At 48.6% G+C, this 23608-nt stretch carries 26 protein-coding genes and 1 pseudogene; 16 read left to right on the top strand and 11 right to left on the bottom strand.

The genetic code is table 11. The annotated features are described in order from the left end of the window. Window positions 1–321 precede the first annotated feature (321 nt). Window positions 322–731 (top strand): annotated as a pseudogene (locus JRI46_07610) (HAD hydrolase family protein). A gap of 70 nt (window positions 732–801) precedes the next feature. Here JRI46_07610 and fabG read toward each other — a convergent pair. The 4 genes from fabG to JRI46_07590 all read right to left on the bottom strand — a co-directional run bounded on the left by fabG (window position 802) and on the right by JRI46_07590 (window position 4293). Beyond that, window positions 802–1542 carry a 3-oxoacyl-ACP reductase FabG gene (fabG, locus tag JRI46_07605; GenBank protein ID MBW2039444.1) on the bottom strand — a complete coding sequence of 247 codons (741 nt, stop codon included), beginning with the start codon at window positions 1540–1542 and terminating at the stop codon, window positions 802–804. A 62-nt stretch (window positions 1543–1604) separates the two neighbouring features. Further along, window positions 1605–3689: a molybdopterin-dependent oxidoreductase gene (locus tag JRI46_07600; GenBank protein MBW2039443.1), complete on the bottom strand. Its 2085-nt coding sequence runs from the start codon at window positions 3687–3689 to the stop codon at window positions 1605–1607. Between the two features lie 8 nt (window positions 3690–3697). Continuing rightward, window positions 3698–4051, bottom strand: a complete 354-nt coding sequence (locus JRI46_07595) for a nitroreductase family protein (protein ID MBW2039442.1) — start codon at window positions 4049–4051, stop codon at window positions 3698–3700. Then, window positions 4048–4293, bottom strand: a complete 246-nt coding sequence (locus JRI46_07590; protein ID MBW2039441.1) for a nitroreductase family protein — start codon at window positions 4291–4293, stop codon at window positions 4048–4050. Before JRI46_07590 ends, JRI46_07595 begins: the two co-directional genes overlap by 4 nt. A gap of 678 nt (window positions 4294–4971) precedes the next feature. Here JRI46_07590 and waaF point away from each other — a divergent pair. From waaF to JRI46_07520, 14 genes are all read left to right on the top strand, one after another. After that, entirely contained in the window at window positions 4972–5982 is a 1011-nt protein-coding gene (gene waaF / locus JRI46_07585; GenBank protein MBW2039440.1) for a lipopolysaccharide heptosyltransferase II, read from the top strand. Next, on the top strand, window positions 5982–6761 hold the full coding sequence (locus tag JRI46_07580; protein MBW2039439.1) for a glycosyltransferase family 2 protein: 780 nt from the start codon (window positions 5982–5984) through the stop codon (window positions 6759–6761). Before waaF ends, JRI46_07580 begins: the two co-directional genes overlap by 1 nt. Then, the gene (locus JRI46_07575; GenBank protein ID MBW2039438.1) at window positions 6739–7734 is read left to right on the top strand and encodes a GDP-mannose 4,6-dehydratase; all 996 of its coding nucleotides are present in this window, start codon (window positions 6739–6741) and stop codon (window positions 7732–7734) included. The genes JRI46_07580 and JRI46_07575 overlap by 23 nt, the downstream gene beginning before the upstream one ends. 66 nt (window positions 7735–7800) lie before the next feature. Beyond that, window positions 7801–8976, top strand: coding sequence for a DegT/DnrJ/EryC1/StrS family aminotransferase (locus tag JRI46_07570; protein MBW2039437.1), 1176 nt, complete (start codon window positions 7801–7803; stop codon window positions 8974–8976). Further along, complete coding sequence (locus tag JRI46_07565; GenBank protein ID MBW2039436.1) at window positions 8927–10090, top strand: glycosyltransferase family 4 protein; 1164 nt, start codon at window positions 8927–8929, stop codon at window positions 10088–10090. Before JRI46_07570 ends, JRI46_07565 begins: the two co-directional genes overlap by 50 nt. Next, on the top strand, window positions 10087–11232 hold the full coding sequence (locus JRI46_07560) for a glycosyltransferase family 4 protein (protein ID MBW2039435.1): 1146 nt from the start codon (window positions 10087–10089) through the stop codon (window positions 11230–11232). The genes JRI46_07565 and JRI46_07560 overlap by 4 nt, the downstream gene beginning before the upstream one ends. Window positions 11233–11266: 34 nt before the next feature. Continuing rightward, window positions 11267–11944: a class I SAM-dependent methyltransferase gene (locus tag JRI46_07555; GenBank protein MBW2039434.1), complete on the top strand. Its 678-nt coding sequence runs from the start codon at window positions 11267–11269 to the stop codon at window positions 11942–11944. Window positions 11945–11962: 18 nt separating this feature from the next. Next, window positions 11963–12547 carry a CatB-related O-acetyltransferase gene (locus tag JRI46_07550; GenBank protein MBW2039433.1) on the top strand — a complete coding sequence of 195 codons (585 nt, stop codon included), beginning with the start codon at window positions 11963–11965 and terminating at the stop codon, window positions 12545–12547. 143 nt (window positions 12548–12690) lie between these two features. Then, window positions 12691–13317: a methyltransferase domain-containing protein gene (locus JRI46_07545; GenBank protein MBW2039432.1), complete on the top strand. Its 627-nt coding sequence runs from the start codon at window positions 12691–12693 to the stop codon at window positions 13315–13317. 91 nt (window positions 13318–13408) lie between these two features. Next, the gene (locus JRI46_07540) at window positions 13409–14392 is read left to right on the top strand and encodes a glycosyltransferase family 4 protein (GenBank protein ID MBW2039431.1); all 984 of its coding nucleotides are present in this window, start codon (window positions 13409–13411) and stop codon (window positions 14390–14392) included. A 203-nt stretch (window positions 14393–14595) separates the two neighbouring features. Continuing rightward, on the top strand, window positions 14596–15084 hold the full coding sequence (locus JRI46_07535; GenBank protein ID MBW2039430.1) for a hypothetical protein: 489 nt from the start codon (window positions 14596–14598) through the stop codon (window positions 15082–15084). Continuing rightward, window positions 15085–15819 carry a class I SAM-dependent methyltransferase gene (locus tag JRI46_07530; GenBank protein MBW2039429.1) on the top strand — a complete coding sequence of 245 codons (735 nt, stop codon included), beginning with the start codon at window positions 15085–15087 and terminating at the stop codon, window positions 15817–15819. It abuts the gene before it with no gap. A 7-nt stretch (window positions 15820–15826) separates the two neighbouring features. Then, window positions 15827–16828 carry a glycosyltransferase family 4 protein gene (locus tag JRI46_07525; protein MBW2039428.1) on the top strand — a complete coding sequence of 334 codons (1002 nt, stop codon included), beginning with the start codon at window positions 15827–15829 and terminating at the stop codon, window positions 16826–16828. Then, the gene (locus JRI46_07520; protein MBW2039427.1) at window positions 16825–18498 is read left to right on the top strand and encodes a hypothetical protein; all 1674 of its coding nucleotides are present in this window, start codon (window positions 16825–16827) and stop codon (window positions 18496–18498) included. Before JRI46_07525 ends, JRI46_07520 begins: the two co-directional genes overlap by 4 nt. On the opposite strand, the gene JRI46_07515 is transcribed toward JRI46_07520, so the two are convergent. From JRI46_07515 to cutA, 6 genes are all read right to left on the bottom strand, one after another. Then, window positions 18491–19456, bottom strand: a complete 966-nt coding sequence (locus tag JRI46_07515) for an ArsA family ATPase (protein ID MBW2039426.1) — start codon at window positions 19454–19456, stop codon at window positions 18491–18493. The two genes, JRI46_07520 and JRI46_07515, sit on opposite strands and share 8 nt — an antisense overlap. A 187-nt stretch (window positions 19457–19643) precedes the next feature. Then, complete coding sequence (locus tag JRI46_07510; GenBank protein MBW2039425.1) at window positions 19644–19877, bottom strand: Lrp/AsnC ligand binding domain-containing protein; 234 nt, start codon at window positions 19875–19877, stop codon at window positions 19644–19646. Between the two features lie 34 nt (window positions 19878–19911). Further along, on the bottom strand, window positions 19912–20775 hold the full coding sequence (locus tag JRI46_07505) for a PHP domain-containing protein (GenBank protein MBW2039424.1): 864 nt from the start codon (window positions 20773–20775) through the stop codon (window positions 19912–19914). Beyond that, complete coding sequence (locus JRI46_07500; protein ID MBW2039423.1) at window positions 20772–21587, bottom strand: site-2 protease family protein; 816 nt, start codon at window positions 21585–21587, stop codon at window positions 20772–20774. The genes JRI46_07505 and JRI46_07500 overlap by 4 nt, the downstream gene beginning before the upstream one ends. A gap of 25 nt (window positions 21588–21612) precedes the next feature. Next, entirely contained in the window at window positions 21613–21705 is a 93-nt protein-coding gene (locus tag JRI46_07495) for an AURKAIP1/COX24 domain-containing protein (GenBank protein MBW2039422.1), read from the bottom strand. Between the two features lie 120 nt (window positions 21706–21825). Beyond that, complete coding sequence (gene cutA / locus JRI46_07490) at window positions 21826–21948, bottom strand: divalent cation tolerance protein CutA (GenBank protein MBW2039421.1); 123 nt, start codon at window positions 21946–21948, stop codon at window positions 21826–21828. Window positions 21949–22160: 212 nt separating this feature from the next. Here cutA and JRI46_07485 point away from each other — a divergent pair, with 212 nt between their 5' ends. Next, complete coding sequence (locus JRI46_07485) at window positions 22161–23435, top strand: (Fe-S)-binding protein (GenBank protein ID MBW2039420.1); 1275 nt, start codon at window positions 22161–22163, stop codon at window positions 23433–23435. Between the two features lie 37 nt (window positions 23436–23472). Here the strand turns inward: JRI46_07485 and JRI46_07480 are convergent. After that, window positions 23473–23608: hypothetical protein (locus JRI46_07480; protein ID MBW2039419.1), on the bottom strand; the 136-nt coding region annotated here is incomplete at its 5' end.

Raw genomic sequence — 23608 nt, 5'->3', positions numbered from 1 at the left:
TTACTAATTTTTTATCCTGAAGGGGATAACCACCTTCTTCCAGATACTGTTTCGCATACTCTACCGACGGTATGTCTACCCTGTAACTAAAAAAATTCTCTCTGGCATAGTCTAGAATATCCATCTTTTACTGCTCCCATACTAAAGGGTCCACATAAACCTTCCTCTTGAGGCAAGACAGAGAAACATTCTCTTGCATAGTTAGATTCACCTTCGCTGACCCTTTTCGAGGGGTTATACTTGCAATCTGCCCCAACTACAGCTTAAAATATAAAGATAGTTGAGTCAAGATTTGAATACCCGGCAAGAGATGGTGGTGAGGTGAAGCCCCAGCCTATAATATTCACCGACCTAGATGGAACCCTTCTCGAGCATCAAACCTATTCCTTCACAGCAGCCTTGCCAGCCCTTGAGCTCATAAAGGAGGAGGGGATACCCCTGGTGTTTTGTTCAAGCAAGACCAGGGCCGAAATTGAGTACTGGAGGGCGAGGCCGTGGATGTACTCAAGTGGCTCTATCAGAGGAAGTTCGGCAACATCGTTACTATCGCTTTGGGTGACAGCCCCAATGACCTCCCCATGTTAGAAAAAGTCGATTACCCCATCCTTATGCAAAATTACAAAGGGGAACATGATCAAAGGATAGCGGTATCGAACCTCATCAGGGTTGAAGGTATTGGTCCTGAAGGGTGGGGCAAGACCGTGATGAAGTTCATACAGAACAGGTTATAAAGTACAACCGTGAGCCTTGAGGTCAGCCTGTGCACCACGGACCTAGATCTCCTGACAAGGACCATATCCTTCACATGTTCCACCCGCCGGTTACCTCTAGGATGGCGCCGGTCATATAGCTTGCATCGTCAGAGGCGAGGAAGGCGACCACATTGGCGATATCCTCGGGTTTACCTACCCTACCCAAAGGAACTTCCTCTATCATCGGCTGGAGATACTTCTCCGGTATTCCCCTCAGCAAGGGGGTGTCGATCAGCCCGGGCATGATGGCGTTGACATTGATTGTATATCTGGCCAGCTCCTTGGCCACACTCTTAGTAAAGCCGACGATCCCCGCCTTGGAGGCTGCGTAGTTAGTATCTCCTACCACCCCTATCCGGCCATAGATGGAAGAGATGTTGATGATCTTACCGTAGCGCTGCTTGATCATATAAGGGGCTACGGCCTGGGTGCAATAAAAGATCCCCTTCAAGTTTACATCGAGGACCTCATCCCACTGCTCATCCTTTAACCTCAGAAGGAGGGCACTGCGGGCAATGCCTGCGTTATTCACCAGTATATCCATCCCGCCCAATTCCCGCACCGCGGTCTTAATCAGCTCCTCTACTTCCGTCTTCTTGGAAACATCAGCCACTACCGCTATGGCCTTCCTCCCCAGTGCCTGGACCTCTTGAGCAGTCTTGGGAGCAGTTTCAGGGTTTATGTCATCGATGATCAAATCCGCCCCCCTTTGGGCAAGCTTTAAGGCAGTCCTTTTCCCGATCCCCTGCCCTGCCCCAGTCACAATGGCCCTCTTACCCGCTAAATCCATCTTTATCCTCCTTTTGATCTAATTGGGGAAAATAATAAGGGATAAAGAGATAAGGTGTCAACTCATTCTGCCTTCTTAATGCGACACAGCGATGCCTTGAGGGCGGGGTAACCGGTCACGGGATCAGCCGCTGAGCTGTTGGTGAGGAGGTTGACGTTGGCCTCAGTCCATCCATGGGGGATGTGAACGACACCCGGCAGGATATCATCAATGACCTCCGCTCTGAGCCTGATGGACCCCAAACGGTTCTCCGCAGCCACCTGATCCCCATCCTTGATGCCCCAATCCTCGGCGGTTGCCGGGTGGATCTGGAGGGTGGGATGAGGCCTCCTCTTTCGGAGTCTCTCTACATGCCTAAACTCTGAATGGAGGAACTCTAGACTCCTCGCTCCTGTGGTCAGGATCAAGGGATATTCCCCAATCAGCTCTCCTTCCACCGGGGTCTCAGGGGGCTCCCGGTGTGCGGGGAGAGGATCATGGCCCAGCTCCTCCATGGTCCGGGAATACAACTCCACCTTTCCCGAAGGGGTAGCGAACCCCTTTTGCCTGTATTGATCGATCCGCAATGTCCCGTAGGGGATACCTTCAGGGTGCTCATAGAGATCCTTTACGCTCAACCCTGTTGGCTTCAGGGCGTAATCAATGGCCTCCTCCTCGTCCTTCCAGGGAAAATATTCATCATAACCCATCGTGCGCGCCAGGGTGAACCAAAAGCGCAGATCGGACCAGGCCTCCCCCACCTCCATGACCTTCTTCCTCAGGGTGACGTAGGGAATGGCGTGCAGCGTACCATAGTAGTCGCACAGTTCGGTCCGCTCCAGGAAGGTAGCAGCAGGGAGAAAGAGGTGGGCCATCTCAGCCGTAGGTGTCATAAAGAGGTCCATCACCGCCATGAAGTCCAACCTTCCCAGGGCCTCCTTGACCTTTTGGGAATTGGGCCAGGTCAGCACGGGATTAGAGGCGGCCACAAAGAGGGCTTTGATGGGGTATGGTTTGCCCGAAAGGATGACGTCGGGCAAGACCATGGCCTGCCCCTCCCCAAAGGGCCTCCCCCAGACCTCATAAAATAGGGGGTATCTATCCACCCCCAGAGGCTCACCTTCCATCAGTTCCGGGAGGCGAATGGGGTTGATGTGGACACGGGAGGAGGTGATGAATCCCCCTATCTTATCGATATTGCCGGTGAGGGCCTGTAAGATGGCGACTGCCCGGGCGTTCTGTATGCCCACGGCGTGCTGGTCCAAGGCATTAGTCCCCTGAACAATACAGGCCGGTCTGGTGGTGGCGAAGAGGCGGGCGGCCTCCCTTATCTTTTCTGCAGGGACCCAGGTGATTTCCTCCACCCGCTCAGGGGGATAGTCGGCAACCCTCTTTTGAAGCTCATCGAGGCCCACTGTCCACTCCTTGACGAACTCCTGGTCGTAGATGTCCTCTTTTATGATGACGTTCATCATCCCCAGAGCCAGGGCACAATCGCTTCCGGGTCTGACCTGTAGGAACAGATCCGCCTGTTTGGCCATCTCTGTGCGGCGTGGGTCGATGCAAATCAGGCGCGCCCCCTTCTTTCCCGCTTTGACTATCCTTTTCGCCAAGGGTGGGTTGGAACAATGGGGGTTGTTACCCCAGACGACGATGCACTTGGCATGGTCCACATCGGCCACAGGGAACTTCCCGAGGGTGAGGATATAGCCTATAATGCGGCAGCGAAAACAGAGGCTCTCCACGGAGACGCAATTGGGGGTGCCGTAGATGTCACAAAAGCGCCTCAGGAAACTCACGGTAGTGTTCCCCCCCAAAAGGATGGGCATACCGATGGCCACGGCGAAGGCCTGAGGACCATATTTCTCTTTGATATCCCTGAGCCGCTCGGAGAGGATCTCCAGGGCCTCATCCCATGAGATTCTCTTCCATCCTTTTGCCTCCCTTTTCATCGGGTATGTGATCCTTTGAGGGGAGAGGGCGACCTCCAGGGCTGCAGCACCTTTGGGGCAGAGGACCCCCTTGTTGAGGGGGTGGTCCTTATCCCCCCCTACCCTCTCTATCGTACCTCCTTTGATGTGGACCTCCATCCCACACCCCCAGGGGCAGATCTCACAAGCCGTTTTCACCACCCGGTCTGGATATAATACCCTAATCTCATGTCCCATCTCACACCTTACTTAAAGCGGAAGATCATCTTTAAGATCCTTGGCAATACCGAAATCGGACCAGATCGGAGCACACGGCTCCGCACACTGCGCCCAGTGCTGCCGAACCCCTCCCAATGGAGGATATCTGCGAGCTTAAGTTTAGGAGGGGAGGAAGGGGTCTGTGCAGGATAGCCCACGGTGATGATCCCCACCACCTTCATCCCCGCAGGGGCCCCCAGGATCTCCTTGACCCTTTCTTCATTAAAGGCCCCTATCCAACAGGTCCCCAGTCCCAAGGAGGTCGCCTCCATGATGATGTTGGCCCCGGCCAAGCTACAGTCCACTATATGAAAGGCGCTCTTGGTGTCACCGCAGATCACGATGAGGAGGGGGCCTCTGAGACATGATGGGACTTGACAAAGAAGAACCTGGTCTGGTTTCCCACCTCTTTGCGCAGATCTTCCCTCGTTACCGCCACAAAGTGCCAGGGCTGGATGTTGGCACCCGAGGGGGCCCACCTGGCCGCCTCGATCAGCCTTTCTATGACCTCTCTGGGGACCTCCTTTTTCTGGTAATGCCTGATGCTCCTGCGCGCCTTGAGGAGATCTAATATTTCATCCATCTTCTCCTCCAAAGACCTTTGTGCTAACCGTGCCAATTTTATAACCTCTCCCCCAAGCCGTCAAATTAAATCGAACCAGGACCCTGGAGGGGTAGTTTAACAAAGATATTTTATCCAGAAAGGGTAGCAATGTCCACTACCTTTATATCACCAACTAAATGGGAGAAGAGCCGTCATTGTTTTGGTCGGGGTAATGTCCCGAGCCATTACAGATCTCCTTACACTATCCGATCAATCGACAACGGGCCCGTGGTAGGCTATGGTGATTGTCGGACATTAGAGTAAGGTAATTGTTTTGTAGAAGACCCCTTCGCGAAGGTATCTGGCCAAGGAGGAATCCGCTGCAGCCCTCCACGATGGAGGGCTGCAGATCTTTTGCTATATGGGACATCCCTGAGGATATGAGGTAATGCCATAGGGGCGTTTTATCAATAAGATGAAGAGGGAAAATTGCTGAGGTGGCCCTTTATCCCCACCATTGATAGAGTTTGATCACCTTGAGGGTGAAATCATCGTGATTTCCCTCAAGCGTTTCCGAAAAAAGATTAACGTTGACATAGTCATGCCCCTATGTTAACTAATCTTTTAATATCCTTTGGAAAATTATTGTTGTAAATGGCCTCAATAAGGGAGAAATATAATGATGTGCAGGGGGTCTTGGTTAAAGGGACTAATTGGGTGGGAGATACCATTATATCCTTTCCTGCCATCCGCTGCCTGCGTACCATTTTCCCACAAGCCCATATTTATGTCCTAGCAAGATCCCATCTTGCCGAGCTCTGGAGGGCCAATCCCGACGTCGATGAGGTGATCCCCTATGATATGCCCAAAGGTGTTCGCAGGATCTTTGCTGAGTTGAAGATAGCTCGACTCCTCATGGGCAGGAGGATAGATCTCGCCGTCGTCCTCCCCAGTTCTTTTAGCTCTGCTTGGATGGTCTTTTTGGGCGGAATCCCCTACCGCATCGGATATGTAGGAGAAGCGAGGGATTGGCTGTTGACCGAGCGTGTAAGAAGAAATCCCGAGCTTTTAAGCAAACACCGCATGTACTATTATCTAAATCTAATAAAGAACCTGGGACATTTTATATCGCCTCCTTTGCCCTCATTGTCCCTCAATGGGAAGATAGAAAAGTGGGCCAATGATTTCCTCTCGCAAAATGGCCTGAGGGAAAAACTACTCATCGGCTTTAACGCGGGGGCCACGTATGGGGAGGCCAAATGTTGGCCCTTGGAGAGGTTCGTGGAATTGGGGGGAAGATTGATAAAAGATTATGGGGCCTCTATCCTCATCTTTGGCTCCCCTAATCCCAAGGAGATGATGTTAAACACCGCCATTGCCCAAGGGATTGGTGAGGGATGCCTCAACCTAGCCGGTGAGACCTCTTTATTACAGTTGGCTTCTCTGCTGCGGCACTGTAGGCTCCTGGTCACCAACGATACAGGGACCATGCATGTAGGGGCGGCGGTGGGCACACGGGTGGTGGCCATCTTCGGCCCCACCGACCCCAGGACGACCTCACCCCTGGGGGATGGTCATATCGTGGTCCGCAGGGATGTCCCTTGCAGCCCCTGCCTCAAAAGGGTTTGCCCAGAGGATCATCAATGCATGGAGCTTATAAAGGTAGACGATGTATATAAAGTTGTAGAAGCGAAACTCAAAGAAGGGCCTTCCTCCGTGGAGGGGTAATGGAGAAGATATCAATCTATGTCCTTACCTTTAATAACGAGAGGACTATTGAGAGATGTCTGGCCACTCTCCAGTGGGCCGATGAATTGGTGGTGGTGGATTCTCACAGCACCGATGGCACCTTAAAGATATGTCGCCAATACACCGACCGGGTTTATCAGCGGAAGTGGACAAACCACCAAGAGCAATATCAATACGCCGCTGATTTGACGACCAACCGCTGGGTGATGTTCGTAGATGCCGATGAGGAGGTCCCTCCCGAGCTGGCTCAGGAGATACGGGAGGAATTAGGGACCAACAACGGACAGTGGGATGGTTATATCGCCCACCGCCGCACCTATTACCTCGGTCGTTGGATAAAGTATGGAGGTTGGTACCCCGACTATGAAGTCAGGATATACGACCGGAACAAGGGGAGGTGGGAAGGGGGGCTGCATGCCAAGGTAAAGGTGGACGGGAGGGTGAAGGTCTTGCGAAACCATTATCTTCACTACACCTATAGAGATATCTCTGATCAGATCCAGACCATTGATCGGTACTCTCAGGTTGCAGCGGAAGATATGTTCCGAGAGGGAAAGAGATTCAGCTTGATCAATATGTTGCTGAATCCCCCTTTTCGTTTCCTGAAGGAATACATATTTAAAAGGGGGTTTCTGGATGGGATACCCGGCCTCGTAATCACGATATCGACCATGTTTTATGTCTTTATAAAGTATGCCAAATTATGGGAGCTACAGAAGGGTTTGAAGAAGGACAATGGGGTACGAAGAGACCTTTAGAGATAAACAGGTGCTTATTACAGGTGGACTGGGCTTTATCGGCAGCAACCTCGCGATCAAGCTGGTTGAGCTGGGAGCAGTGGTCACCCTGGTGGACAATATGATCCCTCGCCAGGGGGGGAATCTTTTCAACATCGCCCCCATCGCCGATGAGGTCCGCGTAAACTTCAGCGACGCGAGGGATCAGCTCTCCATGGATCACCTAGTACAGGGGCAGGACTATATCTTCCATCTGGCAGGCCAGGTGAACCACGTAGAAAGTGTGCGCAACCCGATCCAAGACCTGGATATAAACTGCCGGGGAACCTTGGTATTGTTGGAGGCCTGCCGAAAGTTCAATAAGGATGTCAAGCTCATCTTCTCGGGGACTAGGGGGGAGTACGGGGCAAGCGTCCATTTACCAGTCAATGAAGACCACCCCACCAATCCCAAAGGGATCTACGCTGTGACCAACCTGACGGCAGAGAAGATGATCCTCGTCTATCACGATATCCATAAGATCCAGGGGGCCTGTCTCAGGATCACCAACACCTATGGAGAACGCCATCAGATGCAACACGACGAGTTTGGCGTCCTTAACTGGTTCATCCGCAAGGCCATGGACGATGAGACAATACCGGTCTTCGGCGACGGGAGGATCTTGAGGGACTTCCTCTATGTGGGCGATTTAGTGGGTTGCTTTTTGATGGTGGCTTCCTGCCCCCAGGCCTATGGGGAGGTATTCAATGTTGGAACAGGCGTTCCCATCAGTTTCATCGATCTGGGGAAGATGATCGTAGATATTGCAGGGAGGGGAAAGGTTGCCTTTACTGAATTTACTAAGGAGCGGAAAGAAGTGGAACCAGGAGATTATTATACAGATATCTCCAAAATCAAGCGCATCGTCGGTTGGGAGCCAAAGACAGATCTGAGGGAGGGCATCAAAAAGACGATCGAATTCTATAAGAAGTATAAGAGAGAATATTGGGAATGAAGGTTAAAAACCAGATTTAGGGTTTCCCACTTGGGATTTCGAATATAAGATTCTTGGTATAGGGTGATGATTCCATTTTTGGATCTACAAAGACAATATAGAAGGATTGAGGGAGAAATCCTCTCCGCTACAAAAAGGGTCTATGAAAAAGGTATTTTCATTTTGGGAGAAGAAGTTTCAGCTTTTGAGAAGGAATTCGCACAGTATTGTGGGGTTCGATATGGGGTCGGAGTAGATTCTGGAACAGATGCCCTTTATTTGGCTTTGAAGGCTGTTGGCATTGGAGAAGGGGATGAAGTCATTACCGTGGCCAATTCTTTTATTGCCACGGCCTTAGCCATCTCTTTTGCCGGGGCGAAACCCCTCTTTGTGGATATCAATCCCGAAACCTATACAATGGATCCAAATGCATTAGAGCGCCTTTTAAGGAGTCGAAATGTGAGGAACATGAGACGAAGGATCAAGGCGATTCTTCCTGTTCATCTTTACGGCCACCCTGCGGAGATGGACGCAATTATGGATATTGCGGACCACTACAATCTCATCATAATTGAGGATGCCTGTCAGGCACATGGAGCAGAATATCAAAGAAAGAAGGTAGGTTCATTCGGTACGCTAGGCTGTTTTAGTTTCTATCCGACCAAGAATTTGGGCGGATATGGCGATGGTGGGATGGTGGTAACCAATCATGAAAACCTTTACGAGAATCTCCGGCTTCTTCGGTGTTATGGAGAGAAGAGAAAATATCAACATGTTCTCAAGGGAAATAACAGCCGATTGGATGAAATTCAGGCGGCTATCCTGCGAGTTAAATTGAAATATTTGGATCAATGGAACGATGAGAGAAGGGAGAAAGCGCTAATTTATACGAGAATGCTTAAAAGTATGGAGATAATCTGCCCAGTTGAAAAGGAATATGTTCGGCATGTCTATCATCTCTACGTCATCCGGACAAAGGAGAGAGATGCCCTCCAGACATTTTTAAAAGAGAAGGGGATCCAAACACTCATCCACTATCCTATCCCCATTCATCTCCAAAAGGCATACAGGGAATTGGGCTATCATAAAAGTGACCTCCCCTTAATTGAACAATCTTCTCGGGAGGTTTTATCTCTTCCATGCTTTCCAGAGATGGCAAACCCAGAAATAGAGGAGGTAGCAGAAACGATTCGACGCTTTGTTGAGGGAAAAAATGAAGATTCTTCACCTCTTTTCCGATTGGAAGTGGACAGGACCGGCTGAGCCGGTAATAAACCTTTGCCAGTCCCTTCAGCAGCGGGGGCATGAGGTAGTCCTGGCCTACAGGCGTCCCCCCTTCGAGGCCCTGGAGAGCGTGGAGAAGGGGGTGATGGAAAAGGGTATCAAAGGGATTGATCGCTTTCGGCTCGCCCCTGTTTCGAAGCCCTATTACCTTCACCATCTCAAAGGTTCCCTTACTGATATAAAGGCGATTTCCCGCTACATCGACGCCGAAGGTTTTGAAATCGTCAACGTCCACAATTCCCATGACCATATAGTAGGCGGTTTGGCGGCAAGGGCTTCAAGGAGACATCCTCCGGTGATCCGGATGGATCATAAGCGGGATTCCCTGAATGCGGATCTCATAAGCCGATGGTTTTTTGGGCGTTATACCGATGGATTGATCACCTTCTCGGAAAAAAGCAGAAAAAAGCTCATTGAGGAATTGGGGTTTCCCCAGCAGAGGGTGGTCAAGGTTCATCCCGCTTTAGACCTTCAGCGTTTTGATCCCAGGCGAAAATACCGGGATATGCGAACAACATTCAGCATACCCCAAGATGCGCCAGTGGTGGGGATCGTGGCCCGCTTTCAAAGATATCGCAGGACAGATCTCCTCCTCGAGGCCTTTTCACAACTTATCAAAACGGTGCCTGATGCAAGACTCCTTCTGGTGGGGAGAAGTAGCCAGATGAAGAAAAGTGTCTTAGAGCCTATGAGGAGACTGGGCTTTGAAAATAGCGTAGTCCTTGCCGGGTATCGTAAGGAGGACTATTTGGATACTCTAGCCTGTATGGACATCTTCACCCTTATAAGCCCTGGCTCTGATGGCACAGCAAGGGCCCTGCGGGAGGCCATGGCCATGGGGAAACCGGTCGTGGTAACCAGAAGGGGGATGCTCCCTGAGCTGGTACAGAACGGGATCACCGGATTCGTGGTGCAAGAGAACCCTGAAGCCCTTTATCAGGCCCTCTTGCCTATGGTGAAAGATGAGAAATTACGCAGTTCCATAGGAAGATCCGCCCATGAGATGGCCCAAAAGGAATTCCGTCTAGAACGTCAGGCAGAGGAAGTGGAGACCTTTTACCAGAGGATTTTAGAGAAAGTTCCTTCTTTATGAAAATCGCCCTGGGGATAAGGGATTTTTCTCCCTCCAGGGGTGGGGCGGAGAGATATTTGGTGGACCTTATGAAATTCCTGGCCCAGGAGGGGCATGAGGTGCATGTTTTTGCCCACCGCTTCGGCGAAGGGATAGAAGGCATTAACATGCACAAGGTAGCAGCATTCCCCTTCTTCAAAAGTCTGCGAATACTCTCCTTCGCCCTGAGGTGCCATCGGCAAATAAAAAGGGATGACTTCGACGTGATCATGGGGGTGGGTAATACCTGGCGTGCTGACCTCTTACAGCCCCATGGAGGGGTCCACTGGAAGTGGTTCTGGCGGAGTCTGCGAGCCTATGATAACCCACGGACCTGGGGGGCGAAGTTTTTAGGAAGGGTTTTGAGCCCTAAACAATGGGCTGAAGGGATAGTGGAGGATGCACCCTATCGAGGGGGGGTGAAGCGGATTGTAGCCATCTCTGAGATGGTGAAAAGGGATATTGTCGATTATTATGGTATACCCGACGGGCAAATCGTAGTAATTTACAATGGGGTGGATATTGAACACTTTCACCCCCGTAACAGGAGATATCGGGAGGAGATCAGAGGGCGTTATGGCTTGAGCCCGGAGGATATCCTGCTCCTTTTCGTCTCCCATAACTTCAGACTCAAGGGCTTACGACACCTCATTCAAGCCCTTGCCCTAGCAAAGAAAGAGAAGGAAAATATCAAACTTTTAGTGGTGGGGAGGGACACAATAGGCCCTTACCTGCGTCTTGCCAGGAAGATGGGGTGTGAAAAAGATGTCTTTTTTGCTGGAGGAGTGCGCGATTTGGAACGATATTATCCGAGCGCGGATATCCTGGTGCATCCTACCTTTTACGATGCCTGTTCCCTGGTTGTGCTAGAGGCCCTGGCCAGTGGCCTTCCGGTGATAACTACTAGATACAATGGGGCTGGTTGGATAATCTCCCAAGGGAAAGAAGGTTTTGTCCTCGATGATCCGAGGGACATAGGGGCCTTGGGTGAGGCGATCTTGTATTTTACCGATTCTCTCAGATTGCGGGAGACCTCAAAGGCTGCCAGGGCATTGGCGGAGCAATACTCACAGAAGGAGTCTTACAACGCAATGATGGAGGTTATGAGGTCTATAGCGTTGTAAGACCAGATGAGAAGCTCGATAAAAAGGTGCTAAGGTGAATTTCTTTGATTATGGATTGCTGAAGTCATTCGTTCAGGCATTTCGATGTCATGAGCCGGTTGTCGAGATTGGGTCTTTAGTAGTTGACGAGAGCATGAAAGCCTATGATGTAAAAGGCCATTTCCCACAGAAAGTCTTCTGGGGGGTAGATCTGCAACGGGGATTGGGGGTGAATATTGCGGGTGACATAGAGGGGTTGCCCTTCACATCGAATTCCGTCGGCACCATCCTTTCCTTCGATACCATGGAGCACGTATGGGATGTCCACGCCGCATTTAAAGAGATAAATCGGGTGTTAAGAAAAGATGGGATTGCGGTCATTAGTTCTGTCTTCAATTTCAAGATACACTCGTGCCCCCATGATTTTTGGAGATTTACTCCCGAGGCACTGGATAAGCTCACAGAGGGGTTCCCCAATAAGATTTTGGGTTATCAAGGATATCGAAAACGGCCGAGGCATGTTTTTGTTGTCATCTTCGGAGAGGAGCACCCCGTTCAAGGCCTCAAAGAACAGGCTGATGAATTTTCACGTTTACTGCAAGAAGAGGCGACGAGGAAGTTTTCGGTCTTTGATAGGATGCGTCATTATCTAGCCGGCCTCTTTTCGCGGAAGCCACTTATGGATTTTAAACATTATAATAATATTTCAATCTATACAAAAACTATATCCTAAGAAATAAAGGAACCTTCAATGAATGTAAAAAAGGCTATTAAGAAAATATTCTCACGTGCTGATCCATTTCTTACGAAAGATAATAGGAGGTATTCAAAATATGATATTGGTGACTGGACGTATGGTAAACCCAGGATACTATCGTGGCGTGAAGGAGCGAAATTAAGAATCGGGCGTTTCTGTTCAATCGCCGAAGGGGTTATTATTCTCTTAGGAGGAGAGCACAGGGTAGATTGGGTTACTACGCACCCTGTAAACATCCTCTTCGGAGTAAAAAGGGTTTCTGGGCTTCCATATACAAAAGGCGATGTAGTCATAGGGAATGATGTCTGGATTGGAAGAGACGCACTAATCATATCGGGGATTACGATAGGTAACGGTGCTGTGATCGCTGCTCGAAGTGTTGTCACTGAGGATGTCTTACCCTATTCAATAGTTGCCGGGAATCCGGCCAGGCATATTAAATTTCGATTTAGTGAGTCGATAATAAATGATTTACAAAATATTGCCTGGTGGAACTGGCCGATTTCAAAGATTGAAGAGGCATTGTCACTTTTACTCTCGTCGGACATAGAAGCGTTCATAAACAAATACAAGGTGTAAGTACGCTTTAGCAGTCTGCATAGAGTAGGGTATATCCGGCAGAGGAATCATGGAGAGATTTTGTACGATCACTATTTTATCACATGTAGACTGTGGATCGTATCGTGGCGTTACTAACCTTTTTTATAATTGGAGAGATCATCATGGATTGGAGCCAGCTTATACGAGGCCGCGAATTGATCCATAAGCGTTATCCTCAGATATGGGACCTGAAGTTGATCAAAAGACCTTCTCGATTAGTGCAGGATCATCTACGGCCGGGCATGAGCGTCCTTGAAGCAGGGGCGAGTGACAGAAGGATGGAGAGAAGGATAAAACAGGCGTATCCCGATATTGTTTACAAGAGCATGGACATAGATCGTGGCTTGCCTCATGATTATTACTCATTGGATGAGATTGATGAGCAATTTGACCTTATTATACTCCTGGAGGTAATAGAACACTTGGAGCTGGAAGAAGGGATGAAGATGTTAAGGCGGATCAATGAACTGCTTGTTGATGGAGGTAAGCTGATTATCAGCACCCCTAACATATATAATCCAGGCCGATTTTGGATAGATGCCACCCACAAGGTGGCCTACAGCTATGAGGAGCTGGGAGGGATATTGCTCAGCCAGGGGTTCGAGGTGTTGGAGATCTACCGTACCTTTAATGCCTCTGTCCCGAAGTATCTATTACGACTTACCCTCTTTCACCCCCTACATAGGATTTTAAACGTGGATTTTGCCAAATCAATTGTGGTCTTGGCCCAAAAGAGGGGATGCCTTTAAAAGGAAGGGGATTTCCATCTTACTTATCCCAAAAGACTATTTCCAAAATTAGGAAATTTATTGCGTTAAGGCTTAGATATAGAAAGAGACAATGAAGGTAAAGATCTTAATATCACGTAACACTAGTACAAGATATCGATTTCCTCAATTTATACCATACTTAATAGAAAGGGGGATAGAGATAGATTTATATAGAATGAAATCTTCCCTTATTGATTTTTTTAAGATGTTAAACAACCTGAAGGAAGCAGATATCGTGGTAATATTGAGGAAGCTCCTTACACCTTGGAAACAAAGGTTGATCCGAAAATTTTCTAAAAAAATCATTTTTGAATACGACGATGCAATCATGTACCGGTCATCACGTTGGACAAATCAACACTCTGGTACAAGAAGAGCACGATTTAAAAATATGGTTAAGACGTGCGATCTCATCATTGCCGGGAATCGGTTTTTAAAAGAAGAGGCAACGAAGTATGTAGACGAAAGAAAGGTGCATGTTATACCTACTGTTGTTGATATTGAGAAATATGCACCAAAGCAGTATGATTTAGAGAAGGATGACGTAATACTTGGTTGGCTTGGTAGCCAAGGGACTCTTCATTATCTAAAAACGCTTCTCCCAGTATTTGGGGAAATAGGCAGAAGATTTCCTTTTATTCAATTGAAGATCGTATGCAACGATTTTTTTGATGTTCCTAATATGAAAGTGATAAAAAAGAAGTGGTCAGAAGCGGATGAGGTCGTAGATCTTCAAGGATTTGATATCGGTTTGGGACCGTTGACGGATGATGTGTGGACACGCGGCAAGTGTGGTTTGAAACTGATTCAATATTTAGCTGTGGGGGTGCCGGTCGTTTGCTCTCCTGTGGGGGCAAATAAGGAAATTGTTCTAAATGGGGAAGTAGGATTCTGGTCCAGTGGGCAACGAGAATGGATTGAGAAGCTTAATATTTTGATTAGTAACCCAAAGCTGAGAAAAAAGATGGGTGAGAAAGGTAGAGAGAGAATAATGAAGGAATATTCTCTTCAGGCCATGGCCCCTAGGTTGTTTGATATATTGACTCAATTGTGACATTATTTTTGCCAAAGAGCGATTTTAACTGCAAAGGTATAAAAGATGTTGGACTGGAGCCAGATAATTTATCATCGTGATAAAATCCATGAGCGTTATCGTAAAATATGGGATATCCCATTGATAAAAAGACGATTCAGCCTAGTAGATAAAAACCTCTGTTCAGGGATGCGACTTCTCGATGTGGGGCTGGAGAGCGAGGGATGGAAGTTAAAATCATGAAAAGGCATCCTGGGGTGATCTATAAAAGTATGGATATAGATCGCCGTCTCCCTCATGATTATTACTCCTTAGACGAAATAAATGAGCAATTCGATCTTATACTCCTCTTAGATGTCATTGAACATTTGGAACTGGAGGACGGGGTGAATATGTTAAGGCGGGTCAATGAATTGCTTGTCGAAGAAGGCAAGCTGATTATCAACACTCCTAACATATTTAACCCCAGCCGATTTTGGTTAGATGCCACCCACAAGGTGGCCTACAGCTATGAGGAGCTGGGGGGGGTCTTGCTCAGCCAGGGGTTCGAGGTGTTGGAGATCTACCGTACCTTCAACGCCTCGTTTCCGAAGTATTTTCTGCGTCTTACCCTTTTTTATCCCTTGCATAGAATTTTAAATGTGGATTTTGCCAAATCTATTCTAATCCTGGCCGACAAGAAGGGCCAAAAGTTCGTTAGAAGAGGCGAATGAATGGGCGAGAGCAGGATAAGAGCTCATAATAATATTATAGAAATCTTAAAAAATTGGGGGGTGACTGGAAAAATTCTAGATGCTCCAGCGGGAACAGGTGAAATATCAAAAAAATTACAAGATGCTGGATTTGAAGTCTATGCAGCTGACATTGCACCTGAGTTTTTTAAACTTCAGGGTGTTAAATGTGAAGAGGTAGATCTTAATCATGATCTCCCTTATAAAGATGAATTTTTTGATCATATTTTGTGCTCTAATGGAATTGAACATCTGGAAGATCAATATAATTTTATAAGAGAATGTTACCGGGTTTTGAAGCCAAAAGGCAAACTTCTTATAACGACCCCCAATATTTTGAATTTAAAAGCGAGGGTTTCAAATTTATTTCTGGGTTTTCCTTCTTTTCATGATAGACCCCAGAACGAAGTAGATGATTATGCGGGTGGGGGACATATAAATATGGCTAGTTATTTCGATTTGCGAATAAATCTGCACAGAAATGGGTTTAAGATCATTTTGGTTACGACTCATATGCATAGTAGCAGTGCCATCGTCATCTCTTTCCTTTTCCCTTTTATTTATGCGCTAACGTATAGATCCTTCAGAAGAGAAAGGAATAGAGAACAGAGAGTAAGGAATAAAGAAATGTTACGACATGTCCTTTCAAGGGATCTCCTGTTTGGTAAAAAGCTATTTGTCTTAGCAGAAAAAGACCACCATTTTTTGAAAAAATAATTAAAGTATGAAAGCCCTCTTTCTCATCCAGGGTTGGAATGTAGCGGCCAGCCGATACAGGGTTCTCCAATATCTTCCTTATTTGGAGAGAAATGGGGTACAAACAAAGGTGACCACATATCCCCAGGATATCGGGGGATATGCCAAGCTTTATCGAGAGGTTGGAGATTACGATGTAGTCTTCCTTCAGAGGAAGAGGTTTAATCCCCCATTTCTGCAGGTTTTACGCTGGCGGGCCAAGGGGATAGTTTATGACTTTGATGATGCAGTGATGTATAAAGACTCTACAGCCCCCTCACCTTACTCTCGGACTCGCCAAAGGAGGTTTGCCCGCACCGTAAGGGACTCGGATCATGTCATTGCCGGGAATAACTTCCTCAGGGATCAGGTTGCCAGATTTACCGATCGGGTAACTGTCATACCTACTGCCATTGATCGAGATAGATACTTGGTCAAAGACTACACCATTAGAAAAGAGCAAGTAACCATCGGTTGGATTGGAGACCATGGGAGCATCCACTATTTGATCAGGTTGCGCCCTGTCTTCGAGGAATTGGGTAAAAAGTACCACCACCTAGAGCTGAAGATCATCTGCGATACCTTCTTTGATTGCGAAAACATCCATGTGATCAAGAAAGGGTGGAGTCAGGAGGAGGAAGTGGAGGATCTGAGGGGCCTGGACATAGGGGTGATGCCCCTTTTGGATGATCCATGGTCGTGGGGCAAATGCGGGTTTAAAATCCTCCAGTATTACGGGGTAGGCATACCGGTGGTCTGCACCCCAGTGGGGGTCAACAGGGACGTGGTGCAGGAAGGGGTGAACGGTTTTTGGGCCATGACCCACGAGGAATGGGTAGAGAAGCTCTCCATATTGCTTGAGGACCCTGTGCTGTGTCAGAAGATGGGGATGAGGGGGCGGGAGCTTGTGAGGGAGTCGTTTTCAGTCCAAGGATGTGCCCCTAAGTTTTACCAAGTATTAGAGGAAGTGGCCCAAAGGGGTACCGGATGATCCCGTCTCAAAAGAAAGGTGTGGAAGAGCTACGTTGGACCATTGCTGAGGGTGCCGATAAATGGTTACCCCCTTCTTTGTTAGATAATCTAGAGAGGTTTCTGCTAAAAAATCCCCCTCAAGAGGTAATAAAGGAATCGCCTGTCCGGACGGCCTTGATTGTCTCAGGTCCTAAAGGAGATCTTTTTCTAAAAAGGTATAAAATAAGAAGTCTTAAGGAGGGATTGAAGTATTTCTTCGCCCCCTCTAAGGCCCAAAGGGAGTGGGTGATGATCCATTTAGCACAGAGAAGGGGGGTCCCGACCTCCTCTCCTTTGGCCATGGGGGAGGAGCGCAGAGGGGGAATTTTAAAGGAGGCCTTTCTCATCACCCAGGCCATTTCCCCTTCAAAACCCTTGATAGAATTGATCCATGAGGGAGGGCAGGAGGCCCATATCCTCCGCGCAGCCCGATTGATTAGAAGGGTGCATGAGGCCGGCCTTTTTCATCAAGATCTGCACGCAGGCAATATCTTGGTACAGAGGGATGAGGGAAAGCTATACTTGATTGATCTCCATCGCTCCAAACCCCTGAGGAGGATTCCCGAGAGAAGGCGGCTCTGGAACCTGGCGCAGTTCTTTTATTCTGTTAGGGGATGGCTGCCCTCTGAGGATAAAAAAGGCTTTTTGCAGCTTTACGATGAGGAGGGGAATATATTCAAAGAAGGGCTTATGGAGGTCTTAGGGAAGATTGAAAGACTAGAAGAGAAAATCTATCGACGTCACATGAAGAGCAGAACGAAGAGGTGCCTCAAAAACAGCGGAGGTTTTTATGTCGCAAAAGAGGACGGCTGGCGGATATGGGCGAGGAGGGATTGGCAGCCTGAAGGATTGCTGGAGGCAATGAAGAAACATAAGGATATCTTGGCCAGCAAAAAGGAAGGGCTGATCAAAGACGGTCGCCGCACCGCTATCACCCTTTTCGAGTTTATGGAAAGAAGAATATGTGTGAAGGAGTATCGCCATAAAGGGGTTTTATTAAGATTAAAGGGGCCCCTCAGGAGATCAAAGGCCCGAAAGGGGTGGCTGATGGGCAATGGGTTGGTGGTGAGGGGTATTGTGGGAATTACCCCTCTGGCCCTCCTGAAGCGGAGAAGGTGGGGTCTTCCCCAGGAGGCCTTTTTCATTATGGAATCCCCCCCTGGCTATATTGAGCTTGACCGATATATGGTAAGGACCTTCGGAGTCTCCCTTTATGAAAGGGTCAAAAAAAGGGCCTTTCTAAGGACCTTGGCAGGCTTCATGGCCAAGCTGTATCTGCTAAAGATCGCCCATAGGGACCTTAAGACCTGCAACATCATAGTGAAAGAGGAGGATGACAAGTGGAAGTTTGGCCTGGTCGACACGGACGACGTCCAGTTGGATAAGGGAATACCTAAAAAGAGATTAATTCGGGAACTGGTGCAAATGAATACCTCTACTCCCCTTTTTATTGAGATGAGTGACAGGATCAGGTTCCTAGTTAAGTACTTAAAACTGATTGGGAGGTATAAAGCAAGAGATATCCTACCGAAGGTAATCAGAGGCAGTAAGGGGAGGGAGTTGGTCTATGTCTCCTCTGAAGGGGATGTGGTCATGGAAGTCAATTGGGAAAAGGTATGTACTGCTGATTTTTCAGCCACCACTAGCTAAAGAGGAGGTGTGATACCCTCCTTATCCTCTCGAGCCCCTTTATCTCATAGGGTGAAAGGAAGAGGAGGATTAGGTGGAGGCGTCCCCCATATTCTTCAGAGAGGATCTTGATATAGTGGTCTTGCATCTCCTTCCTCATCCGATGAAAGGCGCAATCTGCCTCCTCAATGACATGGTTGATGATCAAGTAGTTCACTGGCAACCCATGGGCATCGAAGTCTTGAATGATGCGCTCAGTCTGCTTGACCCCCAGGGCCTCGGGGATGGTAACCAAGATGTATTCTGTATAACGCTCATCCCTGATGAAGGCGGCAATTTCCCCGGATAAGGCCTGCCATCCGGAGATGATCTCCAGAAGGGGCCTTTTCCCCTTCTTCAACTTCGCTGCCTCCTTTGCCCGTTCCAGGTAGCTATATAGGTTTAGATAGAATTTGGTCGCCCCCTCTAGGTGTCGCAGGAAGATCTCCGGGAGATGAAGAAGCTGCAGGGTATGTCCTGCCGGGGCGGTGTCCCATATCACCAGATCGTATCTCCCCTCCCTTACCAGTTCCATAATGTAGTAGAGCATATACTCCTCTTCTATCCCTGGCGCCCCTCCCACATAGTCCAGGACGAAGTCATAATCCAGGTCAGCAAAGGAGGATACTACTTCATAGATCTCGGGGCCAAAACGCTCCTTCCACTTTTGAAGGACGATCTCGGAGGAGATCTCCAAGGCAGTAAGATTGTGCACATGGGGGATAGGGATCTCCTGGGCACCAACAGCGATCTCAAATATGTCCGAGAGGGATGGTGTGGGGTCGCTGGAGAGGATCAAGGTCTTCCTTCCTGCCTCAGCCATGTACAGGGCGATGGCTGCCGCACAGGTGGTCTTCCCCACCCCGCCCTTCCCCCCCAACATGATCAATTGTTTTTCCCCCTTCTCCAAATCGGAGAGGGACCTATTCTTCGCACTCATCTGCGCGATCCTCCCCGCGCTTCTGCGCGGGGTATCGTAGTTGGTTTTGGAATTGCCTCCTCCCCCTTGATGGGGGAGGATTGAGGTGGGGGTGAACCCAGGCTCCCGTTTTCCCCTCCCCTAACCCCTCCCGCCAGGGGAGGGGAATTTATATAGATGCCGTTCATCAGGGCATGTTTTCGTGATCCTAGACCACTCCCCCAATCAAGGTCTCCGTGGTTTGGACCCCTTGCAGCCCTCGAATCTGGTTGATGACCATCCGGGAGAGGTCAGGTATATTTTTGGCCTCCACTTGCACCACCACGTCCCAACGGCCAAAGACCAGATCGGTCTCTTCAACCCCTGGTAGGGCGCTGATCTGCGGCATAGTGTTGGCCTCCAGTCCGGGGACCAGACTGACCAAGATATAGGCCTTGATCATATTTTCACTTCCTCCTCTGCACATCTGTTAAAAGTTATGTACCCGTAGGCCGGGCCTTCCTCCTTGCCTTAAGCTCCTCCACCATGCTATAGGGGAGTTCCATGTCTCCATAACCTTCCCCCAGCTCTACCCCCTCTTTGTTCAGACCATGAAAATCGCTCCCCCCTGACATAAAAAGCCCGTGTTTTTGCGCCAGGTATCTGTAGAGCTCCTTTTGCTCTTCCGTGTGATCCGGGTAGTACACCTCTATTCCTTCCAGTCCTTCACTTTTAAGTTCCATCACCAGCTTTTCCAACGCATCCTTCCGGGACTGGTTGAGGGTGAACGGATGGGCCAGGACTGGTATACCTCCGGCATTGATGATGAATTTCATGGCCTCCCGAGGGGAAAGTTTAAACTTCTCTACATAGGCCGGTCCTCCCTTGCGCAGGAAGCGATCAAAGGCATCTTGGATGTCCCTTGCATAGCCCTTTTGAACCAAGATCTGGGCAAAGTGAGGGCGTCCTGTCTGGCCGTGCCCGGCTGTCCCTTTTTCCTCAGAAAGATCTATCTCAATTCCCAATTCCCGTAGCCTTTTGACCATCTTGATATTCCGTTCCGCCCTAGCCCTCTGTACAAACATTAGTTTCTCCACCAACTCTGCGCAATTGGGTTCAATATAGTATCCTAACAAATGCATGGTGCCCTTGGGGAAATCCACGCTTACTTCTACTCCGGGGATCACCTCCACATTGATTCTTTTCCCTTCTTGCATCCCTTCTTCCACCCCTTCTACAGTATCATGATCAGTGATAGCCATGGCCCTTAGCCCCTTTTCTTTGGCACATCTTACTACTTCGGCTGGGGTCATCGTTCCATCCGACGCAGTGGTATGAACATGCAGATCAACCTCCCTCATAGACTAAGCCACGGTTTTAAAAGTTCCTTTATCCCCAGAGCGAAAGAGGGAAAGGGTACGGGGGTGAACGTGGTAAAAAGGATGAGGAAAGTAAAGACCCCGGTGATTTTTCTGCGTCGGTCTAAGGGGGTATGATCGTCCAATGTAGGAGGGTGTCTATACCCAATAAATAATAAAATGACCACTAACAACAACCACCCAAGGTTATAGATGAGACATATGAGGGTTATCCCCAAAAGGGTAAGGCGGAAGATAAACTTACTGTAAGGGCCGAAAAGGGAATAGATAATATGCCCTCCATCTAACTGTCCTGCTGGTAAGAGGTTCAAAGCAGTAACAAATAGCCCAACCCACCCAGCATAAGCAACGGGATGCAAGACCACATCAGTATCTGGGGGAAGGTTCCCTAAGACCAATTTTTGCAGGAGTGAGAACAGAGGAGGATTCCCTAAGACCAGACTATTCGCCGGTAGCCTGGATACATCCACCACCTCAGATAAAGAGAGCCCCACCACCACCGCTGGTATGGCCAGCAATAGCCCGAACAGGGGTCCCCATGCCCCGATGTCGAAGAGGGCCTTTCGATCAGGGATGGCACCTTTTGTCTTTATGATGGCCCCGAGGGTACCAAAAGGGGGAAGGGGGAAGGGGATAAAATAGGGGAGCGAGGAAGACACCCTGTACCTGCGGCTCGCTAAGTAGTGACCCATCTCATGGGCCAAGAGGATGGAGATGATGGAAAGGGAGTAGATGAGGCCCCCAATGAGGAGGGTGGAGAAGATAGCCAGCAGAAAAAGGAACAGATTGGGCAAAAAAGGTCTCATAAGAGGTTGCTTTTTACCTCTTCCTCTTGTGGCGGTTTTGGGCTAAGAGTTTTTTATGTTTGTGTTTTCTCATCTTCTTCCGCCTCTTTTTCAATACATTTCCCATACTCAATCTCCTTTAGATGTTGCTTCTTCTGTCCATTTCAAAAAAGCCAAATCTCCCCATCCAGCCCTATCGCGGCGATCTCCAGGATTTCATAGTTATGCAACTCTCTGATCCTGCTCCTTATCCTTTACAAAGTTCCTCTCTGTTCTTGATCAACAGGAGGGTTTCAGTCTCGTCCCAGATCTTAACATTGCAATAATAGATAAAGCGGACTTGGGGGATGATGTTTACACATACGGTCAAATCTTACTCTACTAACGTCTTCCCGATCCCCTCCAGTTCAGAGTTCGTGGTGACCTTGTAAGGATTCCCCTTTGAAAAGGAGAATACAAAACCTACAATAACAAAAAGACCTTGTCAAGAAAAACTCGCTTGACTAAGCAAGTGCAAGGATGCTATAATGTGAAAAAATTAATCAGTACAGAGGGAATAAAGAGTTTATGGGGAGGGACAAAATGCAATTAGAAAACCTGACCAAGTTTCAGGATAAAGTTGAGCAGTGTATGAAGTGTGGATTCTGTATGTATTTTTGCCCTATCTACCAAGAAATCCATACGGAACCTATTGTGGCACGGGGTAGGAACGTCCTCGCCATGCAACTCCTGGAAGGGGATCAATTTGATTGGAAGCACTTGGAGGAGCGTTTCAGCAAATGCCTTACCTGTAATAGATGTGCCCAATTTTGCCCAGCTAAGGTAGATGTTGCTATCATCACGTTGGCGGCTCGAGCCGATATCGTGGCCAACAAAGGGCTTCCCTTTGCCAAGAAGGTGGTCTTTGAAAATCTCCTGACAAAGAGGGGGCTCTTTGGAAGGGTATTAAAAGTAGCCTCTAAACTGCAAAAACTCCTGCCCAAAACCAAAGGAAAGATTCGACACCTCCCCACGTTCCTCTCAGCGCTGAGCAAGGGGAGGCAGATCCCGGAGGTAGCCCACAAATTTCTGCGGGATGAATACCCAGAGGTCATCTCCCCTCCCCCAGGTGTAAAGACGAAGATGAGGATCGCCTTTTTTGCCGGTTGTGCGACTGATTATATCTTTCCCGATGTGGGAAAAAAGACCATAGACTTTCTCACCAGCCAGGGGGTCAAGGTCTACTTCCCGAAAGAACAAGGGTGCTGTGGAATGCCCGTGTTCGGCAGCGGGGATTTCAAGACCGCCAGGGAGATGGCCGACAAGACCGTCTCGGTCTTTGAAAAACTAAAGGATGTTGATTATATCGTCACATCCTGTGCTACCTGTAGCTCAGCCCTTAAGGAAGGGTATATCACCTACCTGGCTGATACTCCAGAAAGGGAGAAGAGGTATAAGGCCTTCAGAGACAAAGTAAAGGACACCACCGAATTTATCGTTGATATCCTCAAGCCGCCACTTGAGGCATTTAAGACCAGCCTACCGAAAGGGACCAAGGTCACCTATCACGATCCCTGCCACCATGTAAGGTACCAAAACATCTCCACTCAGCCCAGAGCGATCATCCAATCCTTGCCGGGGGTGGAATTTGTGGAGATGAGAGAGCCAGATCGGTGTTGTGGAATGGGGGGATCTTTCAACGTCCAGTACTACGAACTCTCCAAAAAGATAGCCGATCATAAGATGAACTCCATTGCCGAAACGAATGCGGACATCGTGGTTACCGCCTGCCCAGGGTGTATGATCCAGTTGATCGACAACACCATCCAAAAGGGAATGCCCCAAAAGGTAATGCATGTGATAGAGCTTCTGCACTAAGAGATATATCAGGTAGCGGTCTTTCAGGGGGGATATCCTAGATATCCCCCTTTTTCCCTTTTTTCTTCAAACCCTCGCGTAGTTCAGCGATGATATCCCGGGCCTTCTCCTCCAGTTCCTCAGGTACCATGATTGCAGCCCATCCCTTTTGGGGGATGAAGATCCCGTTGTAG

It is taken from the genome of Deltaproteobacteria bacterium, from assembly GCA_019308925.1.
Lineage (GTDB): Bacteria > Desulfobacterota > B13-G15 > B13-G15 > RBG-16-54-18 > JAFDHG01.
Note: the sequence above shows the minus strand (reverse complement) of the source record. Positions and strands in the feature narration are given on the sequence as shown.